Source organism: Nocardiopsis lucentensis DSM 44048, assembly GCF_000341125.1.
Lineage (GTDB): Bacteria > Actinomycetota > Actinomycetes > Streptosporangiales > Streptosporangiaceae > Nocardiopsis > Nocardiopsis lucentensis.
This window is the reverse complement of the sequence record NZ_ANBC01000547.1, coordinates 1-4,791: the sequence shown is the minus strand read 5'-3', so window position 1 is coordinate 4,791 and position 4,791 is coordinate 1. Positions and strand designations below refer to the sequence as shown.

The 4,791-nt window shown below is 74.1% G+C and carries 6 protein-coding genes; 5 read left to right on the top strand and 1 reads right to left on the bottom strand.

What is annotated here, in order from left to right; all coding sequences use genetic code 11:
- On the top strand, nucleotides 1-466 hold a 466-nt coding region (locus D471_RS0119010; protein ID WP_026127869.1), incomplete at its 5' end, for a BBE domain-containing protein.
- A gap of 78 nt (nucleotides 467-544) precedes the next feature.
- Here the strand turns inward: D471_RS0119010 and D471_RS0119005 are convergent.
- Nucleotides 545-1,261 (bottom strand): TetR/AcrR family transcriptional regulator, encoded by a 717-nt coding sequence (locus D471_RS0119005; protein WP_017600076.1) that lies wholly within the window; start codon nucleotides 1,259-1,261, stop codon nucleotides 545-547.
- 170 nt (nucleotides 1,262-1,431) lie between these two features.
- Between D471_RS0119005 and D471_RS0119000 the strand changes: the two genes are divergently transcribed.
- From D471_RS0119000 to D471_RS0118985, 4 genes are all read left to right on the top strand, one after another.
- A complete protein-coding gene (locus D471_RS0119000; RefSeq protein ID WP_017600075.1) occupies nucleotides 1,432-2,277 on the top strand; it encodes an SDR family NAD(P)-dependent oxidoreductase in 846 nt (281 codons plus the stop codon).
- Between the two features lie 224 nt (nucleotides 2,278-2,501).
- A complete protein-coding gene (locus tag D471_RS40315; RefSeq protein WP_017600074.1) occupies nucleotides 2,502-3,527 on the top strand; it encodes a F510_1955 family glycosylhydrolase in 1,026 nt (341 codons plus the stop codon).
- A 93-nt stretch (nucleotides 3,528-3,620) separates the two neighbouring features.
- A complete protein-coding gene (locus D471_RS0118990; protein ID WP_017600073.1) occupies nucleotides 3,621-4,016 on the top strand; it encodes a BlaI/MecI/CopY family transcriptional regulator in 396 nt (131 codons plus the stop codon).
- Nucleotides 4,013-4,791, top strand: a 779-nt coding sequence (locus tag D471_RS0118985) for a M48 family metalloprotease (protein ID WP_017600072.1), incomplete at its 3' end; no start/stop codon positions are given. The genes D471_RS0118990 and D471_RS0118985, both read left to right, overlap by 4 nt.

Below are 4,791 nucleotides of genomic sequence, written 5' to 3'. Positions count from 1 at the left end.
CGCCACCGGTGACGTCGGCGGCCGGAGCGTCGTACTGCGGCGGCACGCGTTCTTCGACCGCCCCCTCGACGCGACCGCCCTGGACAAGATCACCGCGGAGATGGACCGGGAGCCGCGCGTCGGGGAGTACCGTCGCCTGACCCTGGAGGCGATGGGCGGCGCCTACGACCGACCGGAAGCGGAGCCGTCGGCGTTCCCGCACCGCGGAGCCCTGTTCGGCGCCCTCTCGGAGTTCCGGCCCGCCATCGGAGCGACCGCGGAGTCGCGGGTGGCCCAAGAGGCGCTGCACGGGGTGCTTCGGCCGCTGGCGTCGGGCGCCGCGCACCCGAACCACCCCGAGGCGGACCGGCCGGACTGGCGCCAGGCCTACCACGGCGCCCACCACGCCCGTCTGGAGGAGATCCGCGTCCGCTACGACCCTGACGGTGTCTTCGGTTTCCCCCTCGCACAGGCCGCACGGGACTGAACCCGCCGCCGGGTCAGGGCCCGGTGATCCGCCCGGTCGGACCCGGCCCGTCGAGGCGGCGCGGCCGCGGGCGCCCGGTCACTCGGCGCGCGCGAGGCGGTCGAGCAGTTCACCGAGGATCATCCGCTCGCCGGGCGTGAACGGGACGGCGGCGGCGTCCAGGACCGCGCCCAGGGCGACGGCGTGCCGGGCGGCCGCACGGTCGTCGGGACCCGGGCGGTCACCGTCGCCCGGTGCGCCGGCGTCGGTGAGGCCGTCGACGACCAGGTCACGCATCCGGTCGGACAGACCGGGGTCCCTCCGCTCCGGGACGGTGTCGATGAGGGTCAGCGTCACCCCCACGGCGGCGGAGTGGATCATGGCCGCCGCACGCTCGACGTCCAGGGTCAGTCGCCCCGCCTCCGCGACCCTGGTGACCATACCGACCAGGATCCGCCACGCCTCGGCCCCCGCCTCGCCGCCGCCGCGCGGATGGGTCTGTCCGTACATCAGGGAGTAGAACGCGGGGTTCTCCAGGCCGAAATCGACGTGCAGGTCCCATCCGGAACGCAGGTCGGCCACCGGGTCTCCGGAGGGTTCCTGAGCCTCTTTGCGGGCGAGGTAGTCGCCGAAGCCCGCCGCGGCCACCGCGTCCAGCAGGCCGTCCATGTCGCCGAACTGCCGGTAGATCGCCGGCGGCTGCACTCCGGCCGCCTGGCTGACCGCCCGCGTCGTCACCGCCTCGCGCCCGCCCTCGGACAGCAGCGTCGCCGCGGCCGTCACGATCCGCGCCCGGGTGTCCTGTCGTCCCGTCATTTAACAACGATAACGCATGACCGCTATCGCCAGAATCCACCGGGTATCGGAGGATTCCCGGACGGGTGGCGCCGAACAGACCCTCGGGGTCGTAGGCACAACGGACCCACGTACGCGTCCGCTCCCACCACTAGCCTCGGTCACACGCACCACGACCCGGAACGGACCACATGAGCACCATCCTCATCACCGGATCGACCGACGGTCTCGGTCGCGCGTTGGCCCTGCGTCTCGCCCGGGACCGGGCGCGACTGCTGCTCCACGGCCGCGATCCCGCCAAACTCGCCGTCTTGGCCGCGGAGGTCGAGAAGGAGGGCGCACCGGCCCCGGAGACACTGGTCGCCGACTTCTCCGACCTCTCCCAGGTGGCCCGGATGGCCGCCGAGGTGCCCACACGCACCGACCGCCTCGACGTCCTGGTCAGCAACGCGGGCATCGGTTTCGGTGAACCCGACGGCCGGGAGCGGCGGGTCGGCGCCGACGGGTACGAACTGCGCCTGACCGTGAACTACCTGGCCGGGTTCCTGCTCACCCTCGACCTGCTGCCCCTGCTGCGCGCCTCGGCGCCCGCACGCGTGGTCAACGTCTCCTCCCTGGGCCAGGCTCCCGTCGACCTGGACGACCTCATGTTCGAGCGCGACTACGACGGGGTCGACGCCTATCGGCGGAGCAAGCTCGCGCAGATCATGTCGGCCACCGAGTTCGCCGCCCGTGTCCCCGCCGACGAGGTCACCTTCACCAGCCTCCATCCGGCGACCTACATGCCGACCAAGATCGTCACGCTGCACGGCATCACCCCGGTCGACACCCTGGAGGAGGGCGTGGCCGCGGCGTACCGCCTGATCACCGACCCCGCGCTGGCCGGGGTGACCGACCGGTTCTACGACCGGCTGCGTGAGAGCTCGGCCCATGAGCAGGCCGCCGACCCGCGGGTCCGGGCGCGACTGTGGCGCCGCGGGCTGCGTTTGGTGGGGCGGGAGGACGTCGGTGTCGACGCCTCCGGCCCGACCGGCTGAGGGGACGGCGCACGAGGCGGGAGGAACGGACGGAACTCGGGGATCGCCCGGCGGGCGGACACGGGCGGCGTCTTCGACGGCCCCGGGGCCGGTCACGGGCGACCCCGGGGAGGCGGTAGCGTGTCCCCCGACATCAGACCTAAGCAACTTAGGCGCATAGGTCGTCATGTGCGGGGCCGCGCGGCGGACGCCGGTCACCCGTACCCGGACAGACGGGAACACCGATGGCAGACAGCGAGGGAGCGGAGCGGTCCCGCAAGCGTCGGCAGGCCGCCGACCCCCGCCGCCAGAATCAGGAACAGCGGCGGCGACGGCGCGGGACACGCCGCCTGACGCTGATCGGAGCCGCCTCCGCGGTCGCGGTCGCGGTCGTGGCGGGCGTCGGATGGTCGATCGCCTCCCGCGAGGGCGACGACGGGCACGGCACCGGCTCGGCGGTGGAGGGCTTCACCCACATCCACGGCGTCGCCCTCCCCGGGTGGGCGTCCGACGGCCCGTTCGTAGCCACCCACGACGGCCTCGTCGAGGGCGGATCCGACGGCGGCTGGCGGACGGTCGGCGAGGAGCGACACGACTTCATGGGGTTCACGGCGCACCCCACGGAGGAGGGGCGCATGTTCTCCAGCGGGCACCCCGCGCCCGGCAGTTCACTGGTGAACCCGCTCGGCTTCATGGTCAGCGAGGACGGCGGCCGGACCTGGGAGACGCGTGCCCTGGAAGGTGAGGTCGACTTCCACACGATGAGCGTCGGCGCCGGGGGCGACTCCGTGTACGGATGGTCCCAGGGCCTGTACCGCAGCGAGGACGAGGGCTTCACCTGGGACGTGGTGAACGCCCCGGACCTGGCCGAGGCCGAGGGCGCGACCGCCCTGGCCGCTCACCCCGAAGACCCGGACGAGGTCTGGGCGGGCACCCAGGTCGGCCTGCTGCGCAGCACCGACGGCGGTGGGACCTGGGACCCGGTCCTGGCGGCGGGACCGGTGAGCGCGGTGCATCTCGACCCCTCCGACCCCGCCCACGTCCTGGCCTACAGCGTCACCGACGGGCTCCTGGAGAGCCGCGACGCCGGAGAGGAGTGGTCGGAGCTCGGCTGGCTGCTGGAGGAGGACGCGGTCGGCCACCTGGCGATCTCACCCGAGGACCCCGACCTCGTCTACGCGGGCACCTTCGGCGCGGGCGTCCACCGCAGCGAGGACGGTGGCAGCACCTGGGAGGCCCTGGCACGCGAGGGCCGTGTCGTCTCGGACTGACCCGCGAAAGGGGCGTTCGGCGGCCGGGCAGCCGGTACGCTGCGGATGCCCCGGCCCGGGGCGGTGAGCGGTGGTCCGGAAGGAGGGGGAGTCGTGCAGCGGTTCGGAGACCTGGAGGCAGCGATCATGGACGCGGTGTGGGGCGCCGGAGAGCCCCTGACCGTGCGTGCGGTCCTGGAACGGCTCGACCGCGATCCGGTACCGGCCTTCACCACCGTGCAGACGGTGATGAACATCCTGCACGGCAAGGGCTGGCTGGACCGCCGGATGGACGGGCGCGCCTACTGGTACTGGGCCACGACCGGCCGCGAGGACTACGTCGCCCGCCTGATGCGCGACGCACTGGACGAGAGCACCGACCGGTCGGCGGCCCTCGCCCGGTTCGTCGACGGCATGGACGTGGAGGAGATCTCCGAGTTGTCCGAACGCCTGGCGGCCGCCCGGGCGCGGCAGGCGGCCGACCGGGGCACCGAGGGCGGGCGCGGGTGAGCGCCGCGCTGCTCCTGGCCGCCCACACGGCCGCGGGGCTCCTGCTCGGCGCTCCGCTCCTGCGCCGCGCCGTCTGGGTCGACCGGGCGCCCCGGCTGGGGCTGCTGGCGTGGCAGGTCCTGACCGTCTCCGTCCTGGCCTCGGCGGTCCTGGCCGGGATCACCCTCGCCCTGCCCGTCACCCCGGTCTCCGGTGGCCCGGCCCAGATGCTGCACTCCTGCGCGTTGATGCTCCGCCAGGCCTACGCCACGCCGAGCGGTGCGCTCACGGCCACCGCCGGACTCGCGGTGTCGGCTGGGATCGTGCTCCGGACCGGATACGGGGTCGGCGCCGAGTGGGTGCGGGCGGCCCTCGAGCGCCGCCGCCACCTCGCGGCCCTGGCCGTGGTCGGTACCGGGGACGCCCGGTTGGGGGCGACCGTGGTCGACCACGACGCGTGCGCCGCCTACTGCCTGCCGGGACGCACCGGACGCGGTGGCCACGTGGTGCTCACCAGCGCCGCACTGGCCGCCCTGGACGATGCGGGGCTGGCCGCGGTCCTGGCGCACGAGCGCGAGCACCTGAGGGGACGCCACCACCTACTGGTCGCGCTGGCGCGCGGAGTGCGGCGGGCCTTCCCCTTCGTCCCGGCCTTCGCCCACGCCCGTGCTGAGGTCGCCAGGCTCACCGAACTGGCCGCCGACGACGCCGCCGCGTCGGCCACCGATCGACTCACCGTCGCCGAGGCGCTGCTGTCCCTCGCTCGGGCCGGCCGGGACGGCACGGCCGGGTCGCC

What these genes read in the sequence shown, in the direction of transcription:
- D471_RS0119005 (WP_017600076.1), bottom strand. Translation starts at nt 1,261, where the DNA reads ATGACGGGACGACAGGACACCCGGGCGCGGATCGTGACGGCCGCGGCG.
- D471_RS0119000 (WP_017600075.1), top strand. Translation starts at nt 1,432, where the DNA reads ATGAGCACCATCCTCATCACCGGATCGACCGACGGTCTCGGTCGCGCG.
- D471_RS40315 (WP_017600074.1), top strand. Translation starts at nt 2,502, where the DNA reads ATGGCAGACAGCGAGGGAGCGGAGCGGTCCCGCAAGCGTCGGCAGGCC.